Source organism: Thioalkalivibrio sp. ALJ7 (genome assembly GCF_000376865.1).
Taxonomy (GTDB): domain Bacteria; phylum Pseudomonadota; class Gammaproteobacteria; order Ectothiorhodospirales; family Ectothiorhodospiraceae; genus Thioalkalivibrio.
On the sequence record NZ_AQXQ01000011.1, the window covers coordinates 167,910 to 193,153 of the forward strand.

Consider the following 25,244-nt stretch of genomic DNA (forward strand, 5'->3'; position numbering starts at 1 on the left):
AGCGGTCGGCGGGGTTGTCCGACCAAGGGCTTTAACCATGCGTATCTTCGGACACTATGTACGGCGGCGGGTGCTGATGCTGGTGCTGGCCGAGCTGGCGGTGGCCTACCTCTGTCTGTACTTGGTGTTGACCCTGCCCCCATTCCAGCCTGAGGTGCTGAACGCCCTTGACCCCGAGCTGGTACTGGCGACAGCAGCAGTCCTTCTTGCGTTGATGTTGGCGGGTCTGTACGAGCCTGACTATCTGGCGACCCGAAGTGCGCGGCATTCCTTGCTCCGCCTGATTCCGGCGCTGTTATTCGTGGCCGGCGTGCTGTTCCTCTACAACATTCTGGTGCCCGCTTCCCTGTTTTCCGCGCCTGCCATAGGTGGTGGCTTCCTGTTGCTGCTTACGGGCTTGGTGGCGCAGCGGAGTCTCTGGAGCAATTTCTCCGAAGCGGATGCGTTCAAACGCCGGATTTTGGTGTTGGGAACGGGACGGCGCGCATGCGCCATCGAGTCGATCCACAGCGATAAGGGCCCTGACGAGCTGCCCTACAGGGTCTTGGGGTACATCGCGACCGACGGCGAGAAGGATTGTCCGGACGAGCCGGTTCGCCGGCTGCGACTGGGTTGTGATGCCAGTCTGCTGGACATGGTGCGAGAACATCGTGCCCACGAAGTGGTGGTGGCGATTCGCGATCGTCGGGGCAATCTCCCAATCCAGCAGTTGCTGGATTGCAAGCTGCATGGCGTGGCGGTCACGGAAATCTCGAGTTTCTTCGAACGCGAGGAACAGAAGGTTCAGCTCGACTCGCTGAATGCTAGCTGGCTAGTGTTTGGCGAGGGCTTCCGCCAGCACTGGTCGCGGCTCGCGGTCAAGCGCTGCTTTGATGTCACGGCCAGTTCTTTGCTGCTGCTGGTTACGTTCCCGATCATTCTGGTTACGGCCGCGGCCATCAAGTTGGAGAGTCCCGGTCCGGTGTTCTACTGGCAGACACGGGTGGGGCGTGGCAACGAGCCGTTCGACGTGTGCAAGTTCCGCAGCATGCGCGAGGATGCCGAGTTCGACGGCGTGGCCCGATGGGCGGTTCGTGATGACGATCGGGTGACTCGTGTCGGACGGATTATCCGAAAGCTGCGGATCGACGAGTTGCCACAGATCATCAACGTTTTCCAGGGGCATATGTCGTTCGTTGGCCCTCGGCCTGAGCGTCCTGTGTTCGTCGAGCAGCTGACCGAGAAGATTCCGTATTTCCCCGCTCGCCACTCGATTCGGCCGGGCATTACCGGTTGGGCCCAGGTGCGCTATCCCTACGGTGCATCGGTTGAGGATGCACGGCAGAAGCTGCAGTACGACCTGTACTACGTGAAGAACCACACGCTGTTTCTCGATCTATTGATCCTGCTCGAAACGGTCAAGGTCGTCCTGTTCGGGCGCGGCGCTCGCTAGACCGACATCGTGGATCTGGCGGCTATCAGTTATTTCACCGCCGCAGTGGCCTTCGGGGTGCTTGCAGCGCTCGCACTGGGTCCTTGGCGAAAGCGACCCGGTAGTCTGTGGGTCGCAGCGGGAGCCGCCCTGTCCGTGGCCTGGGCGGGGCATATGGGCATGCTGTCGCTGGATGTCGGCGCGACGCCCTTGGCCGGTGGTGCGTTCGAGGTGCTGCGTAACGCGGGGTGGTTTGCGCTCTTGCTGGCGCTCTTAGGTGGGCGGTCCGATCAGCCGTTCCGTCTGTTCGGTGCCCTGGGTCTGATTACTCTTGCGCTGTTGATGTTCCTGCTGGTCGCCCTGCTGTTGCTGGTGCTGCCCGCGTTCGCAATCCTTGGCCCATGGCCGGCGGTTGCGGTGCTGACCATGGCGGTGCTGGGGTTGGTCCTGGTCGAACAGGTGTACCGCAATACGCCCCCGCAACAGCGTTGGGAGATCAAGTTCCTGACCCTTGGGCTGGGTTCAGTCTTCGCCTTCGATTTGTTCCTTTTTGCCGACCTCGTCCTCTTCCAGGCAATGGAGGGACCCGCCTGGCAGTCCCGAGGCCTGGTCAACGCCATCGTGGTGCCGTTGATTGCGGTGTCGCTCGCGAGACGTCCGGTTCAGCGCGAGGCACCCACCGTTTCGCGTCAGCTTCTTTTCCATACCGCTGCCCTCACAGGGGCGGGGCTCTATCTGCTAGCCGTCGGCGCTGCAGGTTATTACCTGCGTCACGTAGGTGGCGATTTGGGTGGATTGCTTCAGGTCACGTTCTTGTTCGGGGCCGTGGTTCTGCTGGCAGTGATCATTACCTCCGGGGCACTGCGGGCGCGGCTGCGTGTGTTCCTGTCGAAGCACTTTTTTCGTTACTCGTTTGATTATCGCCAGGAGTGGTTGCGCTTTACCGGCACGCTTTCGGCGGAAGGTGACGAGTTGCCTTTTCGGCAGCGCGCCATACTCGCTATTGGCGAGTTGGTGGAGAGCCCGGGCGGGCTGTTGTGGGTGCGGGAGCGGGATGGTGGCTACCGCTTGGACGGTGTGCTGAATCTGGGTGAGCCGGACTATGCGCCCGAACCACCGGAAAGTAATCTCGCGCAATTCCTTGAACGTACGGGTTGGGTCATCGACCTTGACGAATACCGACGGGATCCAGGTTTTTACCGTGAACTCGAGTTGCCCGACTGGCTTCTCGACAATCCTCGTCATTGGGCGGTCGTGCCTTTATTAAAGGGCGATACCCTTCAGGGCTTTACCGTGTTGGCGCGACCTCGGGCGCCGCGCAAGATCGAATGGGAGGAGCGCGACCTGCTTAAGACGGCGGGACGTCAGCTTGCGGTGTATGTCGCGCTGGTTCAGACCGACGAGGCACTACTGGAAGCCCGCCAATTCGAGGCATTCCACCGTCTGGCCGCGTTTCTGGTGCACGATTTGAAGAACGTCTCGGCCCAGTTGTCGCTGGTCTGCTCGAATGCCGAGCGGCATGCCGGAAATCCCGATTTTGTCCGTGATGCGTTCCGGACGGTTGCCAATGCACGTGAACGGCTTGAACGCACCCAGCTGCAGCTGCGCCAGGTCCAGCCGGGCCCCAGTGCCCCCAAACGCTCGGTGGATCTGGCGCCCTTGCTGGAGGAAGTTGTGCGTGCCAGCGCCGACCTGCGTCCGGAGCCAGTGCTGGAAGCGCAAGATAAAGTCGCTGTGATGGCTGATCACGATGCCCTGCGCAATGTGCTGATGCATCTGGTACGTAACGCGCAGGAGGCCACCGACGATCACGGCCGTATCACGCTCAGGCTCTACACGGAGGGACCCTGGGCGATGGTTCTGGTAGAGGATAACGGTGAGGGCATGGATCAGAACTTTCTCAAGCACCGCCTGTTCCGCCCATTCCAAACCACCAAGGGGAATGCAGGGATGGGAATCGGCCTATACGAGGCGCGTGATCGCATTGTCGCTATGGGCGGTCGCATTGATGTGTCGAGTGTTACCGGGGAGGGCACTCGCTTCATCCTGCGCCTACCCCTGCGTGGGTCCGGCCTGGTGGACGAACAGACCTTGAAGGCGGAGGAGGCGTGAGCTCGTTGACAAAATTGTTGATCGTCGAGGACGACGAGGGTTTGCGTAGCCAGTTGCGCTGGTGTTTCGATGGCTACGAGGTCCTGGAAGCCGAAGATCGTGCGAACGCGATGACCCAGATCCGCCGCCATGGCCCCCCCTTGGTGACGCTGGATCTCGGACTGCCGCCGGACCCGGCCAATGCATCCGAGGGACTGGAGCTGTTGCAGGAGATCCTGACTGCCGCACCGGAGACCAAGGTGATCGTTGTCACCGGCAATGATGATCGCGCCAATGCGCTTAAGGCTGTCTCGCTGGGCGCGTACGATTTTTACATCAAGCCGGTGGAATCCGACCTGTTGCGTATGATCGTGGACCGGGCTGCCCAGCTGTTCGAGCTGGAAGCCGAAAATCGCGCGCTGTCCCGCAACTCCCGTAGCCCGTTGTCAGGTCTGGTGACGGCCGACCCGGGCATGCTGGAGGTCTGCCGAATGGTAGAACGGGTGGCTCCTTCGGATGCGACTGTCCTGTTGTTGGGCAGTAGCGGGACCGGCAAGGAAGTCCTGGCCCGTGCGCTGCATGATCTGAGTGACCGCGCCAAGGAGCGGTTTGTCGCGATCAACTGCGCTGCAATCCCCGAGAATCTTCTCGAGAGTGAGCTGTTCGGTTACGAGAAGGGCGCCTTTACCGGGGCGACCCGGCAGACCATTGGCAAGATCGAGCACGCCAATAACGGAACTCTGTTCCTCGACGAGATTGGCGATCTGCCGCAGAGCTTGCAGGCCAAGCTGTTGCGATTTTTGCAGGAGCGCAAGGTGGAACGCTTGGGTGGGCGCGCTGAAATCCCTGTCGACGTGCGCATTGTTGCAGCCACCAATCAGGACCTGCAGTCACTGATTCGGGACGGTACCTTCCGCGAAGATCTCTATTACCGAATCAGCGAGATCACGGTCACCATCCCCCCGCTCAACGAGCGCCAGGGGGACCCGAGCCTGATCGCCCATGCTCTGCTGGACCGCTTTTCCCGGGAACAGAAAAGGAACCAAAAGGGGTTCACGCGCGATGCCACCGACGCCATCGAAACCTACGACTGGCCGGGTAACGTTCGGGAGATGGAAAACGTAATCCGCCGCGCTGTGATCATGGCTGATGGTCCCATGATCACAGCGCGTGACCTGGGACTGGACCACTTGGACACTGTGGCTCCATCGCCCCGTCTGCGCGAGATCCGCGACAGCGCGGAGCGCGACGCGATCCTGCGGGCCATGGCCCGCAGCAACCAGAACATTGCCCAGGCCGCCGATCTGCTGGGGGTTACCCGCCCCACGCTCTACAGCCTGCTCGATAAACTTGGATTGAGGGACACACGATGACTGGCGCCAATCTGCACTATTTCCCCGGAGCCGGCTTACGCCGCGCCGGGATGTCGGTGATCCTGGCCCTGGCGCTCTTGCTGGCCGCCGGCTGCGATAGCTTCGGCAGCGCAAGTGAGGCGGACTACCTCGATCGCGCTGAACAACATATGGATGCCGGCGATTATGCCTCGGCGATTATCGAATACCGCAACGCATTGCGACTGGAGGATCGCACCGGCACTCGGGCCGCACTAGGCCGAGCCTATCTTGCCGATGGACAGCACAGCGGGGCCGTTTCGCACTTGGAGCGGGCCTTCCGACAGGACTCGTCCGAGGCCTTGGTGCTCCCTCTGGCGCGCACGTATTTCCAGTTGGACCGTCTGCCCGACATCCTCGAACTGCCCACACCTGGGGAGTTATCGCAGCGGGATGCCGCCGAGTTTCTAAGTTATCGAGCCCTTGCGCATATCCAGCAGGGGCAGATGGATGAGGCATTGGAGCGGTTGGATAAAGCTCGAGAGCAGGCGCCGGATTTGGCGCTGGTTCACCTGGCCGAGGCTCGCATCGCTTTTCGCGAGGGCAACGCAGACGCGGCCCGAGCGTCCGCCCAGCGAGCAACCGACACTGATCCAGCGCTGGCTCCGGCCTGGACCCTGATCGGTGACGTGGCTCGCTGGGAAGGCGATGTCGAGGGGGCACTTTCCGGGTACGACCGGGCTTTGGATCTGCGTCCGGCGCAAATCGCGGACCGTCTCAAGCGGGGGCTCACTCTCCTGGAGCTGGAGCGATTTGACGATGCCTCGCGCGACGCGGAGTTCTTGCGGGAGGGTGCCCCGGGGCACCCAGGCGGGCACTTCCTGCAGGGCCTTGTGCACTTTCAGCAAGAACGGTTCGATGCCGCGCAGCCTTACCTCGAAGAGGCGCTATCCGCTCATAGGAACTATCGTCCCGCGATGCCCTACCTGGCTGCGGTGCACCTGGAGAACGGCAACTTCGGTCAGGCGGAACACCAGTTGCAGCGGCACGGCGCGCTGGGCGAAGGCACGGCGATGACCTATCGGTTGTGGGCGCGCCTCCACATGGAGCAGGATAACCCGGCCGCCGCCCGTAACCGGTTGGAAGATGCCTTGGAACGGCATCCCGAGCTGATTCCCTCGTTAGGTTCCATGCTAGCCGCCCTGTACCTCGACTCCGAACAGCCGGATCGTGGTGTCGAGTTCCTTCGTACATCTCTGGAGCAAGGCCAGGATTCACCCGAAATGCGTCGTATGCTGGCACGTGCACTCCTCGAACGAGGGGATGATGCCGAGGCCCGCGAACTGCTGGAAGCCGATCCGGAGTCGGACCGTGAAGCCCGAGCCCTGGATCATTTGGGGCAGGGTCGGTATTCCGATGCCTTGCGTATCGCTGAGGAGATGATCGGCGAGGACCCGGGAATGGCCCAGGGGTACAACATCCAGGGCGCAGCCCTTTTGGGTCTGGAACGGATCGACGAGGCGCGTCTCGCGTTCCAGGAAGGCCTGCAGGCCGCACCGGAAAGCGTCAGCCTCGCCATGAATCTGGGTTCTTTGGAGCTGCGTTTGGGTAACCAGCGTGCGGCCCGGGAAGTGTTCGAAGACCTCCAGGAAGCGGTTCCTGGCCACTCGGCCTCGGCAATGCGCCTGGCCGGAATGGCCATTGCCGGCGGCGATGACGAAACGGCCCGGGGCTGGCTGGAAGGTGCGATCCGGCATCACCCGGATCAAGTACAGCCGCACCTGATGTTGGCGCGGCTGCACATGTCGCAGGATCGCCCCGAGGACGTGATTAGCACGTTGGAGGCTGCCCTGGAGCGTCACCCGGACGAACCCGAGGTGCTGTTTGCCATGGCGGATGTCCGCGAGCGCCTTGGGCAGTCTGCGGAGGCCCTGCCTCCGTTACAGCGACTCGTTGAACTGCGCCCGGAGAATGTCGACTTCCGGTTCCGGCTTGCTCGTGTCCTTGCGGCTACGGGCGACGGGGCGGGTTCGATCGAAGCCCTGCGCGGGGTGTTGGAGCAGGACGCTGAGCATGCTGCGGCTCGGCAGGCCCTGGTGCATCAGCTGGCGCTGGCGGATCGCACCGAAGAGGCTCGCGAGGCTCTGGAACCTTTGCTGCAAGCCGATGGCGAGCGCGCGGATGTCATCGCCCGCGATGCCTGGCTTTTGGCGCGTGAGGGAAATCACGGGGCCGCCGCAGCCCGGTACACCGAAGCACTGGAGCGTCAGTCCACCCGCCAGTGGGTCATCGAACGCCATCAGGCCCGTATGCGTGGGGACATGGCGGAAGAAGGTCTGCAGGAACTCGAAGCCTGGCTGGCCGATCATCCGGAAGACCTAGGGGCACGCCATCTGGTCGGCTCGACCCAGGTCACGTTGGGTGCGAACGACGCGGCGCGCGAGACCTATCGCACCGTACTGGCCCAGCGCGAGAACGATGTCGTGGCACTGAACAACCTGGCCTGGCTGCTGCGTGAGGACGCAACCGACGAGGCGCTGGACTATGCCCGGCGGGCAGCCGACCTCGCGCCGACAGACCCGGCCGTGCTGGACACGCTGGGTGTCGTTCTTCTTTACAGCGGCGATCCGGATGGTGCCCGCGATGTTCTGGAGGGTGCTTATGCCGATGCCTCCAGCACCCCGGGCATCGGGTACAACCTCGCCCGCGCCCGGCATGCCGCCGGAGACTCCGAAGGTGCCCGTGAGCTGTTGCAGAGCGTGCTCGCGGATGGCGGCGCATTCCCGGAACGAGACGAAGCCCAGTCGTTACTGGACGAGCTGGGATAACCCTTGGTTGCAGGAGCCGCACGTGCTGTCGAGCGACTTTACAGTCTTCCTGAATTCACGACGCAGGGCGGCCCCGCAAGTACGCCGGCGTTTCGGTAAATTATTGTTAGTTAAGCATTAAAAATCCGAAATCCAAAAGTGGCACGGTCCCTGCTTCACATTGCGTGAGTCCACCATGGGCATCGCTAAAGGATCATGACGATGAACTACAAAAGCTTACTTCTCACTGCGGCACTGGGGATGGCAATGGCCAGCCCCGCGCTGGCAGGTCCCTTCGTCATTGATGTCGGCAACGACTTCAGTGGCAACGGCAGCACACAAACCGGTGCGATCAACACCCTCGGCACGAGTGACACCCTGGCTACCTCGTTTTACTTCGGGGACCCGAACGTGGCCGGCACGCAGATCGTTGATACCAATATCAACAGCGTGATGTCTGGATTGGGCTTCTCGTCGGGTAACTTTACAGCCGTTGATGGAGAGTCTTCGGTGTCCCTGGCGTTCCCCGATGACGTCGGTGACAAGAACGTTGTGAACCTGAACTTCGTGAGTGGCGTGGGTGGCAGCAATGCCCGTAACGGTTTTACGTCCGACGACTGGTTCTTCGATGGTACCGGCTGGGGCCTGACCTTCGACTACATGATTGAGGGTGAGGTCTACGACACTGGCAATGGCGATCTCAGTATTCGCTACACCAGCGGATACTTCGATGCTTTCTTCGAGGATGGCGCGTCGGGTGATCGTATCCAGGTGATGCGCATGAATGTTGAGGGGTCCAACCTGCAGGCGGGCAACCTGGATCTGCTCGGTCGTCTGGTATTCGACGACACCTGGGCGGATAGCGAGTTCGTGCAGAACTTCTTCGTGGACGTGAACTCCGGTCGTACGTTCTACGATATCGCGAGCGAGGAGGGCGGCTCGGGCATCCCGATCCACTGGCGCCTCGACACCAACGTGGATCCGCCCATCCCGACCGCTGACCAGCTTGTCCAGCTGGGCGAGAATGGCCCGCTGGTCCGCCAGACTGAGCTGAACAGCACCGTGCGCTATGAAGTGCCGGAGCCGGGTATGCTGATCCTGCTGGGTACTGGCCTGCTGTTCCTGGGCTTCATGGCGACCCGTCGCCGCACCCCCAAAGGTGACCTGAGCGCCTGACCCTGGACGATCTTCCCGCCCCCCCTGAGGGAAGATCTTTCCAAGCCCCCGTCTCCGGACGGGGGCTTTTTTATGTCTGCACCACAGAGAACACAGAGAAGGGCCAGGTCAAGGGTGAGGGCGTTTAACAGGAAGGTGGGAAGAGCAGAAGGGTTTTGATGTGGAGTGTGGTCGTGCGTGGGCTTTCGTTCGATCGGACTCGAGCGAACGCATGGGGCACTGTAAAAATTTCTGAATAAGTCGCCTTGGCGCCGGGCCGGTTTGGTGGAGGGCGAGGCGAAGCGGCTGCCGGTTCAGAGAAGCGTCACCCTGAGAGGCGAGGTACCACACGTTGCTCTCTGGGAGGCTGGACCAACCGGTTACGAAAGCCTCCGGACCTTGGGTCCTAACGAATCCTGCAGGACCCGGTCTTCCCTCAGCCATTCATCCAGTCACACGGCAGACCCCTCCGGCTCCAGTATCCCGAGTACCGTTATCGAACCAGCTAGTCCAGAACTTGCACGGCTCCGCGAACGCCCTGGGGCATATAAATGCGCCATCGTTTGGATACCCCCGGTCGCGTCACGCCTCTCATCCACCGGATATACCCAGGCCCAGCCAACCATCATCTTTCCTTCCGCTCTTCCCACCTTCCTGTTAAACGCCCTCACCCTTGACCTGACCCTTCTCCGTGTCCTCCGTGGTGAACGGCACTTGGACTTGGTGCGGGGTGTGCCGCGGCTTCAGGTACGGGCGAAGCGTTGACCCAGGCGGTGGCTCAGGACGAGCAAGGCGGGCAGGACCAGCAGGTCGAAGATGAGCGCTGCTATGAGCCCGAAGGCGGTTAGCAGACCGAAGGCTGCGGTGGGCTGGAAGTCAGATAGCGCCAGCAGTATGAACTGACCGACCAGTACGATCGTTGTTGCGGTGACGGCCCGGCCCGTGCGCCGGAAGGTCCGTGCGAGCGCCCAGGCCACGCTACTACCGGACCTGCGTCGTTGAAGGTAGCCGTGCAGCAGGTGGATGGTGTCGTCGACGGCGATCCCGATGGCCACGCTGGCGATCATGGCGGTGGCCATGTCCAGCCAGATCCCAAGCAGGCCCATCAGGGCGAAGATCATCGCTACCGGGGCCAGATTCGGGACCATGCTGAAGACCGCCAGGGGTATCGAGCGCCACATCAACAGCATCAGCAGAGCGAGCAAGCCCGCTACGGCATACAGGCTGTGGAGCTGGCCCTCGATCAGGAGGCGTTCCTGGTCTGCGAACAGGCGCGCCATTCCGGCCATATCCCAGTCCATATCGGCCGGAGGGTTGGCCTCCAGGTGAGCCCGCAGGTCGCGCATCAGGGCATTGATCTCGCCCGCGCCGTGGGCGTTCAGGTTGAGCAGCAAACGGCCGCGCTCGAAATCGCGGTCGACCACGTCGTACAGGTCGCGCCCGTCATAGATGAACAGGTACTGGGCGACCAGGTCGCTGTCATCGGGGATCGACCGGTACTCCGGATCTTCCTCGTTGAAGGCCCAATGCATCTCGGCCACCAGGTCCGGCAGTGACAGGCTGTAATCCACCTCGGGCCGGGCATCCAGCCAGGCCTGGGTCGCGTGGATGGCTTCAAGACGCTCGGGCGCCTGGAGGCTGTCCCACTCCGGTCCGGTGAAGACCACCTCCAGGGCCATCACGCCGGAAAGCTGTTCTTCCACCGCACGGGTGGACTGGGTAATGGGGTGGTCCTCCTGAAAGAACGCGTAGAGGTCGGTCTCGACCTCGACATGCCGAACCTGAGGTAACGCGAGCGCTAACAGCAAAGCGGCACCCCCGACCACCCAGCCGGCCCGGCGGATGGCGAGGTGGGCCAGTTGCCCCGTAAAGCGGTCCAGCTGGCGCAGACTGCGTTGCGGTGTGCGCCAGCCACCGCGATCCCAGCGTGCCATTAGCGCGGGTAGAAGCCACAGTACGATTGCGGCCGCAAGCAACACGCCGATCGCGCCGACCAACCCGAAGGTCCCGATCGGGCGGATACTGCTGACATTCAGGGAGGCCAGCCCGGCGGCCGTTGTCAGGGCCATGAACAACGTGGGGCGGGCGACAGCATCGAGAGCGTGTTGTACCCGTTGTTTTCCCTCGTATCCTCGTTGCGCCGCATGAAGCAACGCATTGAAGAAATGCATCAGCATCGCCACCGTTAGCGCCGTGAGCAGCGGCGGCAGGATCGCCGAGATCAGCGTGAATGGCCTTTCGAGGAGGATCAGCAGGGCGATTGCGGGTCCGGTAACGGCACTGATCGTGGCGGCCGCCACACCCACCACAAGCCAGCGACGAAAGAGCCACCACAACAACAGGAGCCCGATCGTCATGGTGCCGGGCACCAGCAGTGCCAAGTCCGTCAGCATGGCGCGTAGCTGGGCAACGTCCAGCGCAATGTGCCCGGCGATCGCCGTCAGATCGTCATCCAGTTCATGCGCCGTCACGGTGTCGCGCAGCAGCCGCTCCAGTTGCAGGCGTTGCAGACTGTTGTCCAGGGCATGCGGGCGGACCACCACCGCCAGAGCCTGGCCGTCTCGTCCCGCAACCAAGCCTGGCGCAAACGGGTCCCCCAGTGTGCGAGCCCGCCATTCCTCGGGGGTTCGGCTGTCCAGATCGTCTGCGTCGATAAGCGGGTCGACCGCGAAGCCGAACGAGGTGGCCCGGATATGATCCAGGGTGGTGACGGTGAGCACCCGCTCCACCGACGGCGCGGACTCGAGCGCTCGTGACAGCCCCGCTATACGTTCCAGGAATGCCGCCTCGAACACATGCGGCCCCGAAAAAAGCCCGACCAGAACCTGATCTTGAGGAAAACGCTCACGTAGTTCGCGATCGAACTGGACCGCAGGGGCATCCTCCGGGAAGTAGACCTCGGGTGCATTGTTAAAGTCGACCTGGAGCAGGACGGGGCCGGGTAGCAGGACCAGTAGGGCAAGGAGAATCAGGGCCAAGATGGGATGCCCAAGCATCCAGCGCATCAGAACTGACCTCGCCAGCCAATCACCAGCATTCGATTAGCGCGGTAGAAGCCGCCCGCTGTTTCCTCGTCGCCGTCGAGCCAGTGGGCGCCGATGTACAGTTCCATCGGCTCGTTCGCGATCCAGGCCAATTCCGGATTCAGGTAGACATCGCGCCGATTCAGGCCCAGTGAATAGCGCAAGCTTGCGCGCCAGGTGTGGGCAGCAAGGGGCGTTTCGAATTCGCCCGTGAGGAAGTAGCTGTCGCGAGCATCCAGCACATCTCCGGCATCGACGAGGTGCTGGCCCGCCAGCTGAGTGGTCATGCGGAAGTCACCGTCGCCCGGAAAGCCCTCGGCGCCCACGACCCAGTCAACGCCGCGAACCGTGTCCTGGCGCAGATCATCCTCGCGTGTGACAGGCACATCGCTTAGCCACGCCGCCTCGGCGCGCCAGGTCCAGGCACCTACGGCAAAGGCGGCATCACCGCCGACCACCCAGGTGCGGGGGTGTACAGCCTCGAGGACTGGCTGGTCGGATGGCGGCCCCCCCGCGAGGATGGCCTGACGGGTCTCGTCGTCGAAGCGATAATAGGGTTCCGAGTGGCGCGCGCGCTGGACTGTCGCGGCGAAGTCCACACCACGGCCGGAACGCGCCAGGCGGACCCCGCCCCCGCCACTCCCGGAGACATCGTCATCCAGCCGGGCCTCCTGGATGATCGGCGAGAGCTCCGGTTGCACAGGAAGCCCGAGTAGCCGCCCTCGGTTGCGGTCGACCGGGTGCCACAGACTGTCGCGATCGGGCAATTCCGCCTCGCGGAAAAGGGGCAGCAGGACCAGGTCCACATGCCACGGGCCCCGGAAATATTCGGCTCGGATGGCCGGGTTCGCACGCCGGCGATCGGCGTGATCATCGAGCCCGAAGCGGGTCAGATCTTTGGTGCTCAGGCGGTCGGTCGGCGGGATCTCGTCCACGCGCCCCCACAGGATCCGTTGAGTGCCGATCGTGAAGCGCGTTTGCTCCCCGCGGTAGCGCAGGTAGTTCTCGTCATAGTCGGCCCGGAGGCGCGATGTGCCCGGGTAGTCGCCGCCCTGTTGCAGCTCGGCATCGGCGCGCGCACCCAAGCGCAGCTCCCACGCATCATTCAGTGGGCGTGATGCCGATACCACTGCGCGTCCGTGCTGGGTGAAATCCACGGGACGGTCGGAGGCCCCGAGGATCCCGGCTTCCACCATGATGTCGTCCACCCGCAGGTTCCAGGGTGAGTCGTCGTCGGTTTCCGCGGGACGTTCTTCTTCACTGTCCCGATCCGCTCCGAAGGTAAAGCCGCGCGGAGTGGAGTTGCTGGCTTCCGTCGGATCGGAGTTGCGTGACTCACTGACTTGTATGGTGCCGTCTGCGGGCTTTGTGGACGCTTCAGGCCCATCCATGCGGGCCGACATGGTCTGAGCCTTGGTTTCGGGGACCTGTAGCGACGCGCCTGCGCGCAGGTTGTCCATGCCGTTGTCGAATGCCTGTGGATTGGCCTCGAACAGAGCGCGGGCCATTACAGCGATGTCCATGGCCGGGTCTGGGCGCAGGCGCCGGGCCACACTCCACAGGGTGTCACTCTCCTGTACGACGTAATGCCTAGCCTCCTGGGGTGTGGGTGCAACGCCCGATGCCTGATTCTCCGCGACCTTGGTTTGGGCGTAGGCGGGGTCGTATGCCTGGGCGGTTTCAGCGGGTGGGATCTGGAGTGTCGCGCCGGTTCGCAACTGGTCGATTCCATTCCCAAAGGCGTGAGGATTGTGCGCGTGCAAGGCGAGCATCATCTGTTGCACGGTGACGCTGTCGTCGGGTCGCAGGGTGCTGGCGACGCTCCAGAGCGTGTCCTGATCGCGCACGGTGTACGCGGTGTCCGTGTCGTCATCGGCCCCGGCGGTGGGCGCGGCCATGCCCAGCGTGACCAGCAGGACCCATCCAGGGCCTAGCCGCCAGAGAGCCATGGTTCGATCAGGGGTTGTAGCGTTGTGCACGTTGTGGATCCTCCAGCCCGCGCGAGGTGAAGATGTCGCGTGGAAGGTCGTTGTCGTAGACGACTTCGCGGACCTCCAGGATCGTTACGCGGCCGCTATCGAGGTCGGTCATGCTGCTTCGCATCACGGTCCAGTAGCCCTGGACCTCCTCGATTGATTGCACCTCCATGCGTTTGGATGGCTCATCCCGGCCTTCGTAAAGATCGATCCGCACGGGGATGAGCGTTTCTTCGTGCACCCAGCTGACGCGCTTGCTGTATACCGAGTTGCCGGAGTCCACCGGTATACTTTCGAGGATCGTGACCTCGACGCCTTCGAACTCATCCTTTCCGATGATGCGGTGTTCGTCTTTGTGGGGTTCGCGATCCTCAAGGTCTTCGAAGTACAGCTCCGACTGGACGAAGCTGCCGCCCCGGTTCTCGCTGGAGACGCGCCGTTCACGCTGTGTCGCAGGCAGGTACAACCACTGGTCGACATCGCCGCCGGGATGGTTGTGGACGAGCAGGGCGGTGTTCGCGATGTTGCTTGGCGAAGTGAAGCGGATCAGATTCCAGCTCTCGCCGGGCTCGCCGTCCAGGCGGTATTCAAAGCTCTCCCGAACGCGCTCGCGACGCCCTTCTCCGGTCAATGTCATGGTACCCCGCGTCACGGCATCCTGGCCGTCGGGACGATCATAGATCGCCTGAGCAAGTGCCTGGCCTTCTTCTAGTGAGTCCGCTCCCGCGGGTGCCACAAGTCCAGCCATCACCAGGCTGGTGAGGACAACCAGAGCTTGTCGGATCGCTGATTTCATGGGTTTACCCCGTTTCCGAAGACGACCTTGCCAGACGTTGGTCACGTAATCGGGCGAGGCGGCGGCGGGCAATCCCGATTAGCAGTCGTTGCAGTGGATTGCGGTTTCCGCCTGGCCGCCAAGTGCGTGCCAGTCGCTGGCGGTAGGCATCATAGTGAACCCCCCGGGGGGCCCAGGTCACGCGGCCGCGCCCCAGGAGGATCTTCAGGACTTCGGTTCCGGCTACCCCTGCACACAGCTCGCAGGCCATCGGAGTTGATGGGCCGCGCTGAGCGGCCAGGTCGACGGCGTCGGGATCGGCGAGATAGCCCATGTGCAGCATGGCCGGTGCCAGACCCATCATGAACCGTACTGAGAGGGCTTCGTCGTCCAGGTCGTCGCGGAGGTCGAAGTACGTATCGAAGGTCATGCCGCTTGGGTGGAAGTTGAGCAGGGCGGCGCCCATGCCCAAAGGGGCAACGGTTACGGCCGGGATTCCCCGTTGCTGGCAGGCGGCAAACATGTCCCGGCGCGTCTGGAAGACAAAGAAATCCAGTCCGTCCACATAGACGTCAGCTCCCTCCAGAAACGCATCCATCCGGGTTGTGGACACACCCTCGGGGAATATTCGGATGTCCAGCTCGGGGTTGATATCCAGAGCGAGGTCGCGCAAAGCTTCGACCTTTGGCTGCCCCAGTCGGGACATGGATGCGCCCGCCTGACGGTTCATGTTGTGCAGCTCGAAGTGGTCGAAATCGGCAATGTGGAAATGACCTATGCCCAGGCGCGCCAGGGTCAGCAGGTGGCTTCCTCCAACCCCGCCAAGGCCTGCTATGGCAACACGTTTCTCACGCAGCGTGTGGAGTTCGGGGCGAGTGACCCATCCCACGGTTCGCGTGAAGGCCGTGTCGTAATCGAAGGCATTCATCAAGCGGCTCGCAGGCAATCGCTTTCGGCGAACGGCGATTGACCCACTGTGCTCAGGCGGTGGTACGCATGAAGGTACAGGTCCCTTAGCAGTGCCGAATTCTCGATTCCCTGCTTCGCGGTGTCGCGATGGATATGGAATGCTGCGCGCTGGCCGTGATAATCCTGCAATTCGCCGATCTGGGTGGCGGGCAGCCCGGAACGGCGCAGGATGCGCGCCAGGGCGGGTTCCATCATGGCAAAGGCATGTTCCTTTTCGTGAATCGTGGCCATGGCGGTGGCACTCATGAACAGGCTCAGGGCCAGGATCGGGAAGGTCCGCACGTGATTGGGCGGGATTTCCAGAGAGCGAACATCACCCAGGGGCGTTTGGTGTTCCCCCTGACGACGTCGGAACAGACCGTGCACGGCGAGTCGCGATACCTCGCAGATGGACTCTCGATCAAGGCGGTCCGGGCGCTCAGGCACATCCCAGAAACTGTCGCGGCAGTGCTCCTCCATCGGCAACATGGCACCAGACGTTGCGCTGGTCGGCACAATGCGAACGCAACCGGCCGAGGCTCCGCTTGATCGGTGATGCATCAGGCAGTGCCAGGACCGGGAGTCGTACCCGTCCGACTCCAGCCCATTCGGACAATCCTCCTCGCGTTCGAAGCCGAATTCTCGGCAGTACACTTCGTAACGCAGGCGAAAGGCGGGCTCAACCTCGTCCGGAAATTGTGGCTGGCTGAGGTCGAAATATCGGTGAAATGCCTGGGTGATAGGTTCTTCGTCCACGGTAAGCCTTCCCTGTCAGCCGTTCTGGAGTTGCTGAAAGGCCTGGGCCGTCATCACCGAAAGTGTCGGGTCGGGTTCTGCCGGAGGCCAATACATCGGAGTGTAGTGTGCCTCCTGGATGGCTGCCGGGATTCCCAGCCGTTTGCGCCAGTCTCTGAGGGCGGTCGCTGCCGAAGCCGCGTCGACGCGATAGGGAATGCGCAAGCCCCGGTGGTCACAGGGGTCTCCGGCCTGCTCCAGGGGTAGGCCTTGGCGACCGAGGATTCGCGCCAGTGCAGGGCGGACCAGAAATGACAGACTGGCGTAGCCGTGGTCGACAGCGTAGACCTGGGCCGCCTGACAAAGGTAGTACAACACCCGGGAGGTCCCCCGGTGGCGTGGATCGCAAGCGATGAGGCGGGATACCTCAAGGGATGTTGGGCCCCCTTCCGGTGTGCCGGGTGAGGGCGGAATCAGGCGCATCGTTCCTACCCAGCGTCCCCGCCCGTGATAGGAGCCCGCACGAACCAGGAAATGCTCGGCGTATGTGTCGTGTTCGTCTGTCTCAAGCCCCCCGGGATACGCCTCCTGAGGCTCAAACGCGTTGTCGACGCAGTAGACTTGGTAGCGCATTCTGAAATGAGCCCATTTCAGTGCGTCGGATCGGGCTTGGTAAACGCGTAATGGGGCATCTCGGTGCATGAATCGAAAGAGTCTCTTGGGTAGAGAGCTCGCACGCCCCTGTAGGCGGCATCGCTCCTTGTAAAGTTATGGTTTGGTTCCGGTGGGGTCACCTGCGTTGTGTCCGATTCTAGCCCGCAAATTGCAGTCCCACTCTGCCGCGTTCACTAAAGACCACGATAGCCTCGCGGATCCGATCCTCCGGGAGTGCCACGTGGATCTCAGTGCCAGGAGGCAGTGGCGCGCTGCCGCCAAGCGTGGCAATCCGGGCACCCCCGCGGGAGAGGTCAATCAGGCGGCACCGGATCGCTTCACCCTGAATCCAGGCCTCGGTTAGCTTGTCGACCATCTTCCGGGGCCAGCGGCGGCGCTCGTGGTCCGGGGTGTCAAGGTCCGGCGAGGGCTCGATGTCTTCGGTGAGACCGTACTGCCATGCAAAGGCGGCCCCCCAGTGATCCTCGTCGGAGGAGGTGGCGTAGATCTGGGCCTGGGCGGCCTCCCGGATTGGTGGTGCCCCGAGCTGCTCGATCACGGCTGCCACGAAGCGGGACGCAATGGCATCGTATTCTTCCAGGGTGGGCAGATCTTGGTAGAGCTGTGCATGGATCTCGTCAAGAACCTCCAGCCGCCCCTTCCAGTCGCGGCCTTCCAGGGCAGGCAGCCAGAAATCGGCGAGTTCCTGGGCGAGCTCCTCGTGGTTCATACGGCACTCTTCCTTCGATGGGGTCGCAGGCAAATCGCATCAATGGACTAAAGCAATATACGCGCCACTCGATGCAAGGCACTGTTCCAACGTAATAGTAAGCCGGGTCTGGGCGCGGAGCCACGCCAAACTAACGCTCATTGTGTAAACAAAGCCGACATTTGTGGACAGGGTCATGGAAAGGCTTTTCAATGAGGGCATTGACTCGCGTGGCCGTTTTTCCCAAGCGTCCGCGTGGATAGGGACCGGGCCGCGACGAACCCGATGGGGCAGTCGCAACGGTGCATGCATCCCGCACGTGTGCGGTTGGCTGGAATCCAGGCAGCATGGAAAAGATCGTCCACGAATTTCTGCAGCATGCGCGTGCGACTTGGCGGCGGCGCTGGTGGATCCTGCCGATCGCCTGGCTCGTATGTCTGGTCGGATGGGTCTACGTGCACAACCTCCCGGACGTTTACGAAGCCGATTCGCGCGTCTTTGTGAACACCCAGTCCGTTCTGGACCCCCTGTTACGCGGTATGACGGTGCGCCCTGACACCGAGCAGCGACTGCGGATGATCACCAGCACGCTTCTTAGCCGCGACAACCTGGAACAGATCGCGCGCGACAGCGATCTTGATGTGCTTATCGGCAATTCCAGCCTGGATGCCCATGTCTCACTGCTGCGCTCGGGCCTGACCCTGGAGGGCGGACAGCGCGACAACATCTATCGGGTCAGCTTCCGCCATCACAACCCCGACGTGGCTCATCAGGTCGTGCGTGAGACGGTCAATCTGTTCATGGAGCGGGGGATGGGGGATTCGCGTCTGGACCTGACCACGTCCCAGCAGTTCATCGAGCGTCAGTTGGAAAGTTACGAGCGTCAGTTGCAGGAGAAAGAGGAAGAGATCGAGCAGTTCAAGCGCGATAACGCTCGTTTCCTCAGCGGCGATGGCAACTTCTACAGCCGCTTGGAGCGCGCCCGAGAACAATTGCGTCAGGTACGTCTGCAGGAGCGCGAGGCCCAGAGCCGCCTTCAGACTTTGCAACGCCGTGCCGCGGAGAGTTCTGGGCCTGCCGCAGTGGCGCGTTATCAGAACCCGGAGCTCGACCGGCGTATCAACGACATGCAGGAAAACCTGGACGCCATGCGTCAGCGTTTTACCGACGAGCACCCGGACGTGGTCTCGACTCGGAGAATCCTGAATGAACTGGAAGAACGTCGGGAGCGTGAAGCCGCTGAGTACGCACGGAATCCGAGCACGATCCAGATGCCGGGGTCGGGAGGCAGCGATCCGTTGGAGGTCGCCATCACCGAGACGCAGAGCGAACTCGCGTCGCTGCGTACACGCGTTCAGGATTTCGAGGAACGCGTGGAAACGTTGGAAGGGGACGTCGATCGGGCACCGGCCGTGGAGTCCGAACTGACTTCGCTGACACGTAATTACGACGTCCTGCGCGATTCGTACCGTCAGCTCCAGAACCGTCGCGAGCAGGCGGTCATGTCCGGAGAGGTCGAGATGCAGACTGACTCGGTGGACTTCCGTGTCCTCGAGCCACCGCGGCGTCCGAGTGCGCCGGCCTCGCCCGACCGACCCTTGCTGGCCACGGGAATCCTGTTGTTGGGTCTGGGGGCCGGCACCGGCTTTGCTTTTCTGCTCTCCCAGATGCGTCGCACGGTGGGCGATAGCCGCCAGCTGGCTGAGGTCACGGGGCGTCCGGTCCTGGGGACGGTGTCGCGGGTGCGTACATCCAATCACCGGCGGCGGCGTTTCTCGGAGCTTGTGTTCTTCGCGCTGGGGGTAGGCAGTCTGTTATTGGTTTTTGCTGCAGTGATGACCCTTTACCTAACCGGTTCGGCGAATGTGATCGATGACCTGATTCGGGTGTTGCGATGAACGCAGTGCCATACAGAGGACTGTGGTCGGCCAGGTCAGACGATGAGTTTGGCAGTGGCTGCGAGCGCCGCGACTCGCAAACGACGCTGAGAGGCGCCGCATGAGCATTATCGAAAAGGCACTCGACAAGAACCGGGCACGTCCGGACAAGGCTCGGATCGAAACGTCTACCCAAGAGGCTGAACAGGCCTCCGCCCCGAAGGTCCCCCGCTCGCGTGAGGCGCATATCGACTTTGCCTGGTTGCGCAAGCAGGGGATTGTCGTTCCGGGGGAAGGGCGCACGTCGGCGGCGGAGGAGTTCCGCATGATGAAGCGGCCGCTGCTGAACAATGCCTTCGGGCGGCACACGGCGATGAAGGTGCCCAAGGGCCGCCTGATCATGGTGACCAGTGCGCTACCCGGTGAGGGCAAGACCTTTACCTCGACCAACCTGGCGCTCAGCATTGCCATGGAGGTGGACCGGACCGTTCTGCTCGTCGATTCCGATGTGGCGCGGCCGGCGATCCCCCGCACGATGGGGTTCCAGGCGGACCGCGGTCTGATGGATGTCCTGACCGACCCCAATCTCGATATTCCGGATGTCCTGTTGCGCACCAATGTGGAGGGCCTGACGGTGCTTCCGGCGGGTCGCCCCCACGGACGCTCCACCGAGATCCTGGCCAGCGATGCCATGATGCGGTTGATCGATGATCTCCACGAGCGGTATGACGACCGGATCATCCTGTTCGATTCCCCTCCTCTTCTGGCCACCAGTGAGCCTGGGGTCCTCGCTCATCACATGGGCCAGGTTGTCATGGTCGTGGATGCCGATACGACGCCCGCATCTTCTGTGGAACGGGCGATGGATCAGCTGCAGTCATGCGATGTGGTGCTGTCGATGCTCAACCGGGCGGCCCCGTCGCCGGGTATGGGCTATGCCGGCGGTTACTACTACGGGGGGCGGGATCATGAAATGGATGCGCGTGAACAGGCCTGAGACCACCCTGGGGTTAGGCGAACATGGCGTGCTGCGGGCGGGTTCGTGGTTCGTTGTGCTCGGCCTGGTGGCAACACCAGCGCTTGCCAGTGACTGGGAGATCACGCCGCGAGTGAGCGTCTCCGCCGAGGTCACCGACAACGTCCTCCTGGCCCCGCGCGGGCAAGAGGAGTCGGACCTGATCGGCACGGTCCGCCCTGGTATTTCCCTGCGTCGGGATGGCCCGACCATGGATACTCGGATCGACTATAGCCTGAACTCCCGTCGCTACTTGAACGAGTCGCGCGAAGACCGCGCGACCCATTCCTTGCGTGCTCGCAACGACTGGGAGATTGTTCCCGATACGCTGTTCCTCGAGGCTCGCGCTACCCGTACCGAAAACGCCGCTTCGCTATTGGGCCCCGTCGGCATCGGGGCTAGCACGCCCCGTGATAATTTGCAGGAAACCACTCGCTACAGCATTTCGCCGGTATTGCGCACGCGTTACGGCAGCTTTGCCAATCAGGAAATCCGATATACCTACGACGAGATTCGCTACCACCGAAGTGATCGCAACAATAGCGATGCCCATCGCGCCGAATACACCCTTGATAGTGGTGCCGCCTTCAATCGGCCGTTTTGGCAGCTCGCGGCGTTCTACGAAAAGGAACGTTACGAGGATGGTGTCGAAGGCGAGTTTAGTCAGATTAGTGCCACGGCGGGCTATCGCTTTGGCCGCTCATTGCGGTTGTTTGGCACGGTCGGGGAGGAGTTCAACGACTATGCCACGACCCGCGACGACGACGATGGCGGTTTCTGGGAGGTCGGTGCTGGCTGGGCGCCGACCCGAGTGACCAACATTGAGGCGCGCTACGGCGAGCGCTTTTTCGGCAAGACCCGCGCGCTGTCTGTGGATCATCGAAGCCGCCGCGCAAGCTACCGCGTCAGCTATAACGAGGGCATCGGTTCTACGCGTGACCGGCGTGGTGCCCAGTTCGATGTCCTGGCGGAGCAACTGGGAACGACGGTCGACGACCTGTTCGATCAGTTCACCTTGGATGAGATTAGCTTCTTGCTAGCGCTCGCCGGCCTGACCGACGAGGCCCTGGTCGAAGACTACTTTTTCACTCAGACGTGGCGTGCCTCCTGGCGCTATGACACAGGGCGCAGCGTATTCGGCGTCAATGCCTTTCAGACTCAGCGCGAGTCAGAGATTCGCAGTGGTTTCGGCCTGTTCGAGGACAACAATCGTCGGACTGGAGTCAACGCTTCCTGGCAGTGGCGCTACGGGCCGCGCACGACTACGGAACTGGCGACGGGTTATACCCGGACCCGTTTTCTCGGAACCGACCGCGAGGATGATCGCTGGTACCTGCGGGCGGGCGTCACGCGCGAGATCACTCCCGATCTGAGCGCGCGACTGTCCTACCGCCACCAGCGGCAAGACTCGGACAGTGCGGCCAACGAGTACCGAGAGAATTCCATCATCGGCACCCTGACCAAGGAATTCTAGCCATGTACGAAGAATTCTACGGACTGGAAGCTCGCCCCTTCGCACTGAGCCCTGACCCGCGGTTTTATTACGCGAGCAAGGGCCACAGCCGCGCGATGGCCTATCTCGAATATGGGGTGCAGTTGGAGGAAGGCTTCATTGTCATCACCGGGGAGATCGGTGCCGGCAAGACCACGCTGGTACGCAGCCTGTTCCAGATGCTTGATGACAAACCGCTGGTGGCGGCACAGCTCGTCAGCACACAACTGGACGCCGAGGACCTCTTGCGCTCGGTTTGCCTCGCATTCGGGTTGGATGATGCCCCCAACCACAAGGCCGGCCAGCTGCGGCGCCTTGAAGCCTTTCTAAAGGATACGCGCGCCCGTGGGCAACGGGCGCTCCTGGTGGTGGACGAAGCGCAGAACCTCGGCCCGGATGCGGTCGAGGAGTTGCGCATGCTGTCGAACTTTCAGGGAGACGATGGCCCTCTGCTGCAAAGTTTTCTCCTCGGCCAGCCCGAATTTCGGCGTCTGCTGCGCAGCGAGAACATGCAGCAGTTGCGCCAGCGGGTGATCGCGACCTACCACCTGGGCCCGATGGATGAGGACGATACCCGTGCCTACATCGAACACCGGCTCACCCGGGTGGGTTGGGAGCATTGCCCGGAGTTCGCCGACGACATCTGGCCACGCATCCACGAATACACCAGCGGTATCCCGCGCAAGGTGAATACCTTCTGCGATCGCCTGCTGTTAATGGGCTACCTGGAAGAACGCACCCATCTGGATGGCGCCCATGCCCAAGTCGTGATCGACGAGATTGAGGAAGATCTGGGGCAGGATCCACTGGAAGAGGCCGCGCCACCCACTGCAACCACCGAGCGTTCGGCGGATGAGGAAAAGGAACTGGAGAACGGCGAAGGCCGCGTCGAGGACCGCTTGGCGCTGGTCCGTATTGAACAGGACATTGAGGCATTGCATGAGCGGTTGAATCGGATCGAGCGCAATATCTCGATCAGCTTCCGTTTGTCGCAGGAAGTCCTCGAAACGCTGCGTGACCAGTACGACCTGGAGCCTCCGCGCGGCACCGGGACCGGGCATTAGGGAGCGGCTACGTCATGTCATCCGCCCCAGCCCGTGCGCCGATGAAGCATGCACTCACGGTCGACGTCGAGGATTACTTTCAGGTTTCCGCCCTGGCCCCGCAGATCCCGAGGGACTCCTGGGATGGACGCGAGTGCCGGATTGAACGCAATCTTGATCGGATCCTTGACCTGTTTGATCGCCGCGGTGCTTATGCCACCTTTTTTACTTTGGGCTGGATCGCCGAGCGTTACCCGAAGGCTATTCGGCGCATCGTCGAGGCGGGTCATGAGCTGGCCAGCCACGGCTACGGTCACCAGCGCGTAACCGATCTCACGCCTGAAGCATTCCGCGCCGACGTGATCCGCGCGCGCGGGTTGCTTGAGGACCTTTCCGGGTCCCCTATCCGGGGCTATCGCGCACCCAGTTTTTCCATTGGTGCCGACAACCTCTGGGCGCTCGAGATTCTGGACGAGACAGGGCACGACTACAGCTCAAGCATTTACCCGGTCCGCCACGATCACTACGGGATGCCGAGCGCCCCCCGCGAGCCCCATCGTCCACTGGACGGAGGCATCCTGGAACTCCCGCCAGCGACACTGCGCATGGCCGGCCGAAATCTGCCGGCGGCTGGCGGCGGCTACTTCCGGCTCCTTCCCTACTCCATCTCGCGACGGGCCCTGCAGCGGATCGAGCGGGTCGATGCGATGCCTGCAGTGTTCTATTTCCACCCTTGGGAGATCGACCCCGGCCAGCCGCGTATTTCCGGCGTTACCGCCAAGACGCGTTTCCGGCACTACGTGAACCTGCACCGTATGGAGGCGCGTCTGGATCGCCTGTTGCAGGACTTCCGATGGGATCGAATGGATCGGGTATTCGCCGTCCCCCTCGATTTGCGGGCACCTGTTTTGACCTCCTCGGAGGGCGATCGTGTATCAGTCGCCTGAAGACCAGGAACGGATAACGGGCGCGCTGCGCATCCAGGTTCGCACACTCGATTCGACCGGCCATGCGCGCTGGGATGCCTTCGTCGATGACTGCCCGCAGGCTACGTTCTTCCACCGCGCCGGCTGGGCAACAGTCATGCAGCGCGCGTTCGGGCATCCCGTCTGGTTTCTTTATGCGGAGCAGGGCGGGGATGTTCAGGGCGTGCTGCCGCTGGTCCGCGTGCGGTCGCGTCTGTTCGGCGACGCCCTGGCTTCGATCCCGTTTGGTGTTTATGGCGGCATTGCCGCGCAGACTCCAGAGGCCTTCGAGGCCCTGGACCGGCGCGCCCGGTCACTTGCCGAGGAGTTGCAGGTCGATTACCTGGAATACCGCCATCTGGAGCCGCAGTATCCCGACCGGCCAACCAAGAACGATCTGTACTTCACCTTCCGCAAGGTGATGGAGCCCGAGGTCGAGGCCAACATGAATGCGATTCCCCGCAAGCAGCGCCGCATGGTGCGCAAGGGAATCAAGGCAGGTCTGACGAGCGAGTTCGAGCCCGATATCGAGCGCTTCTATCCAATCTTCGCGTCCAACGTGCGGCGTATGGGGACCCCGGTCTTCAGCCGACACTACTTCGAGACTTTGCTCGCCGTGTTTGGCGAGGAATGCAGAGTGCTCACGGCGTTGCACGACGGTGACCCGGTCGCTAGCGTCGTGACCTTCTACTTCCGTGACGAGGTACTTCCATACTACGGCGCAGGTACGCCCGAAGCGCGCCAGGTCGCGGGCTATGACTTCCTCTACTGGGAGCTGATGCGCCGCGCCTGTGAGGACGGATACCGTATATACGACTTCGGTCGCAGCAAGCGTGATACCGGATCGTTCAGTTTCAAGAAGAACTGGGGCTTCGAGCCGCTGCCGCTGTACTACGAGTATCACCTGGTGCGCGCGCGAGAGATGCCCGACGTAAACCCGCTCAACCCCAAGTACCGCTACTTCATCAAGGCCTGGCAGCACCTGCCACTGCCCGTCGCCAACTGGCTCGGCCCCAAGCTCTCCCGCTCCCTCGGTTGAAGAGCCTTTCCAGCACCGCGGCCATAGAGAACACCGAGCAGGTCAAGGTCAGGGGCGGATTTACCACGAAGAACACGAAGACACGAAGGAATGCCAAGGCAAGTTCAAATGCAGCGCTGGGCTTGTCACCGGGGCCACGGGGCGCACGGAGAGCGGCTACTGCAAGAGCGGGTTGACCGCGAAGACACAAAGGGAAAC

18 protein-coding genes and 1 pseudogene are annotated in these 25,244 nt (G+C 62.4%); 11 read left to right on the top strand and 8 right to left on the bottom strand.

Annotation, left to right across the window (positions count from 1 at the left end):
* Positions 1-37: 37 nt before the first annotated feature.
* From D002_RS0107170 to D002_RS0107190, 5 genes are all read left to right on the top strand, one after another.
* Complete coding sequence (locus D002_RS0107170) at positions 38-1,432, top strand: TIGR03013 family XrtA/PEP-CTERM system glycosyltransferase (RefSeq protein ID WP_018141233.1); 1,395 nt, start codon at positions 38-40, stop codon at positions 1,430-1,432.
* A 9-nt stretch (positions 1,433-1,441) separates the two neighbouring features.
* Entirely contained in the window at positions 1,442-3,523 is a 2,082-nt protein-coding gene (gene prsK, locus D002_RS0107175) for an XrtA/PEP-CTERM system histidine kinase PrsK (protein WP_026181583.1), read from the top strand.
* 5 nt (positions 3,524-3,528) lie between these two features.
* A complete protein-coding gene (prsR, locus tag D002_RS0107180; protein WP_026181584.1) occupies positions 3,529-4,875 on the top strand; it encodes a PEP-CTERM-box response regulator transcription factor in 1,347 nt (448 codons plus the stop codon).
* Complete coding sequence (gene prsT, locus D002_RS0107185; RefSeq protein WP_018141236.1) at positions 4,872-7,661, top strand: XrtA/PEP-CTERM system TPR-repeat protein PrsT; 2,790 nt, start codon at positions 4,872-4,874, stop codon at positions 7,659-7,661. The genes prsR and prsT overlap by 4 nt, the downstream gene beginning before the upstream one ends.
* 201 nt (positions 7,662-7,862) lie before the next feature.
* Complete coding sequence (locus tag D002_RS0107190; RefSeq protein ID WP_018141237.1) at positions 7,863-8,816, top strand: PEP-CTERM sorting domain-containing protein; 954 nt, start codon at positions 7,863-7,865, stop codon at positions 8,814-8,816.
* Positions 8,817-9,538: 722 nt separating this feature from the next.
* Here the strand turns inward: D002_RS0107190 and D002_RS0107195 are convergent.
* From D002_RS0107195 to D002_RS0107225, 8 genes and pseudogenes are all read right to left on the bottom strand, one after another.
* Positions 9,539-11,800: an RND family transporter gene (locus tag D002_RS0107195; RefSeq protein WP_018141238.1), complete on the bottom strand. Its 2,262-nt coding sequence runs from the start codon at positions 11,798-11,800 to the stop codon at positions 9,539-9,541.
* A complete protein-coding gene (locus D002_RS0107200) occupies positions 11,800-13,716 on the bottom strand; it encodes a FimV/HubP family polar landmark protein (protein ID WP_026181585.1) in 1,917 nt (638 codons plus the stop codon). The genes D002_RS0107195 and D002_RS0107200 overlap by 1 nt, the downstream gene beginning before the upstream one ends.
* Before the next feature lie 58 nt (positions 13,717-13,774).
* A complete protein-coding gene (locus D002_RS0107205) occupies positions 13,775-14,542 on the bottom strand; it encodes an outer membrane lipoprotein-sorting protein (protein ID WP_231362931.1) in 768 nt (255 codons plus the stop codon).
* A gap of 52 nt (positions 14,543-14,594) precedes the next feature.
* Positions 14,595-15,497 (bottom strand): ThiF family adenylyltransferase, encoded by a 903-nt coding sequence (locus D002_RS0107210; protein WP_018141241.1) that lies wholly within the window; start codon positions 15,495-15,497, stop codon positions 14,595-14,597.
* Positions 15,497-16,273: a PEP-CTERM/exosortase system-associated acyltransferase gene (locus D002_RS0107215; protein WP_018141242.1), complete on the bottom strand. Its 777-nt coding sequence runs from the start codon at positions 16,271-16,273 to the stop codon at positions 15,497-15,499. The genes D002_RS0107210 and D002_RS0107215 overlap by 1 nt, the downstream gene beginning before the upstream one ends.
* A gap of 15 nt (positions 16,274-16,288) precedes the next feature.
* Entirely contained in the window at positions 16,289-16,630 is a 342-nt protein-coding gene (locus tag D002_RS13845; RefSeq protein ID WP_231362937.1) for a hypothetical protein, read from the bottom strand.
* Between the two features lie 66 nt (positions 16,631-16,696).
* Positions 16,697-16,954, bottom strand: a pseudogene (locus D002_RS13850) (GNAT family N-acyltransferase); the annotation flags it as partial.
* A 109-nt stretch (positions 16,955-17,063) separates the two neighbouring features.
* Entirely contained in the window at positions 17,064-17,636 is a 573-nt protein-coding gene (locus D002_RS0107225) for a PilZ domain-containing protein (protein ID WP_018141244.1), read from the bottom strand.
* A gap of 326 nt (positions 17,637-17,962) precedes the next feature.
* On the opposite strand from D002_RS0107225, the gene D002_RS0107230 reads away from it, so the two are divergent.
* From D002_RS0107230 to D002_RS0107255, 6 genes are all read left to right on the top strand, one after another.
* Positions 17,963-19,513: an XrtA system polysaccharide chain length determinant gene (locus tag D002_RS0107230; protein ID WP_018141245.1), complete on the top strand. Its 1,551-nt coding sequence runs from the start codon at positions 17,963-17,965 to the stop codon at positions 19,511-19,513.
* A 100-nt stretch (positions 19,514-19,613) separates the two neighbouring features.
* The gene (locus D002_RS0107235) at positions 19,614-20,489 is read left to right on the top strand and encodes an XrtA-associated tyrosine autokinase (RefSeq protein WP_018141246.1); all 876 of its coding nucleotides are present in this window, start codon (positions 19,614-19,616) and stop codon (positions 20,487-20,489) included.
* Positions 20,470-21,981, top strand: a complete 1,512-nt coding sequence (locus D002_RS0107240) for a TIGR03016 family PEP-CTERM system-associated outer membrane protein (protein ID WP_018141247.1) — start codon at positions 20,470-20,472, stop codon at positions 21,979-21,981. The genes D002_RS0107235 and D002_RS0107240 overlap by 20 nt, the downstream gene beginning before the upstream one ends.
* Before the next feature lie 2 nt (positions 21,982-21,983).
* Positions 21,984-23,063 carry an XrtA/PEP-CTERM system-associated ATPase gene (locus D002_RS0107245; protein WP_018141248.1) on the top strand — a complete coding sequence of 360 codons (1,080 nt, stop codon included), beginning with the start codon at positions 21,984-21,986 and terminating at the stop codon, positions 23,061-23,063.
* 14 nt (positions 23,064-23,077) lie between these two features.
* A complete protein-coding gene (locus D002_RS0107250) occupies positions 23,078-23,989 on the top strand; it encodes an XrtA system polysaccharide deacetylase (protein ID WP_018141249.1) in 912 nt (303 codons plus the stop codon).
* Positions 23,990-24,020: 31 nt separating this feature from the next.
* A complete protein-coding gene (locus tag D002_RS0107255; RefSeq protein ID WP_231362932.1) occupies positions 24,021-25,046 on the top strand; it encodes a FemAB family XrtA/PEP-CTERM system-associated protein in 1,026 nt (341 codons plus the stop codon).
* Positions 25,047-25,244 lie beyond the last annotated feature (198 nt).

Excerpts from the sequence above, each read along its gene's own strand:
- D002_RS0107190 (WP_018141237.1), top strand. The coding sequence starts at position 7,863 with ATGAACTACAAAAGCTTACTTCTCACTGCGGCACTGGGGATGGCAATG.
- D002_RS0107245 (WP_018141248.1), top strand. The coding sequence starts at position 21,984 with ATGTACGAAGAATTCTACGGACTGGAAGCTCGCCCCTTCGCACTGAGC.
- D002_RS0107230 (WP_018141245.1), top strand. The coding sequence starts at position 17,963 with ATGGAAAAGATCGTCCACGAATTTCTGCAGCATGCGCGTGCGACTTGG.
- D002_RS0107240 (WP_018141247.1), top strand. The coding sequence starts at position 20,470 with ATGCGCGTGAACAGGCCTGAGACCACCCTGGGGTTAGGCGAACATGGC.
- D002_RS0107170 (WP_018141233.1), top strand. The coding sequence starts at position 38 with ATGCGTATCTTCGGACACTATGTACGGCGGCGGGTGCTGATGCTGGTG.
- D002_RS0107210 (WP_018141241.1), bottom strand. The coding sequence starts at position 15,497 with ATGAATGCCTTCGATTACGACACGGCCTTCACGCGAACCGTGGGATGG.
- D002_RS0107200 (WP_026181585.1), bottom strand. The coding sequence starts at position 13,716 with ATGGCCGCGCCCACCGCCGGGGCCGATGACGACACGGACACCGCGTAC.
- D002_RS0107195 (WP_018141238.1), bottom strand. The coding sequence starts at position 11,800 with ATGCGCTGGATGCTTGGGCATCCCATCTTGGCCCTGATTCTCCTTGCC.
- D002_RS0107250 (WP_018141249.1), top strand. The coding sequence starts at position 23,078 with ATGTCATCCGCCCCAGCCCGTGCGCCGATGAAGCATGCACTCACGGTC.
- D002_RS0107225 (WP_018141244.1), bottom strand. The coding sequence starts at position 17,636 with ATGAACCACGAGGAGCTCGCCCAGGAACTCGCCGATTTCTGGCTGCCT.
- prsT (WP_018141236.1), top strand. The coding sequence starts at position 4,872 with ATGACTGGCGCCAATCTGCACTATTTCCCCGGAGCCGGCTTACGCCGC.
- D002_RS0107235 (WP_018141246.1), top strand. The coding sequence starts at position 19,614 with ATGAGCATTATCGAAAAGGCACTCGACAAGAACCGGGCACGTCCGGAC.
- D002_RS0107205 (WP_231362931.1), bottom strand. The coding sequence starts at position 14,542 with ATGGCTGGACTTGTGGCACCCGCGGGAGCGGACTCACTAGAAGAAGGC.